The sequence below is a fragment of the Microbacterium sp. AISO3 genome, assembly GCF_002204305.1.
In the GTDB taxonomy this organism is placed as follows: domain Bacteria; phylum Actinomycetota; class Actinomycetes; order Actinomycetales; family Microbacteriaceae; genus Microbacterium; species Microbacterium arborescens.
Map to the genome: position 1 here is coordinate 1 of NZ_NHRF01000166.1, position 397 is coordinate 397.

Annotated in this window: 1 protein-coding gene; it reads right to left on the bottom strand. The window is 60.7% G+C overall.

Annotated features, from left to right (window positions below):
- Nucleotides 1-331 (bottom strand): ABC transporter transmembrane domain-containing protein (locus tag CBF90_RS16820; RefSeq protein ID WP_197690611.1); only part of this gene is annotated, 331 nt, incomplete at its 3' end.
- Nucleotides 332-397 lie beyond the last annotated feature (66 nt).

Sequence of the window (397 nt, forward strand, 5' to 3'; positions counted from 1 at the left end):
CCTTCAGACGCTCGAGATGGACGTCCAGCAGCCGGAACTGGACCAGTTGCAAGTTGAGGGCGTTTGCGCGCTCCGCGAATATCTGCCGATACGCCAAAAAGGCGACCAGCATCCCGATTGAGAGGCCGGATCCCGACAGTACCGACCTCGCGCCCAGGTACAGGATGATCACCCCCTGCAGCCCCTGCAGGCCGACCTGCACCGCCGCGTTGATCGACTGCCATTTGGAGGCAAGCAGACCTGCGTTGAGCGCTCGGATGAGGAGGTTCTGCCACTGAGAATCTCGTGTGGTCTCCAGTCCGAGGACCTTGATGAGCGTGGCTCCCCTCACTGATTCTATGAGGTGGTTCTGCTCCTGAGCAGACTCTACGACCTGTTCGGCGATTTGCCTGCGCAC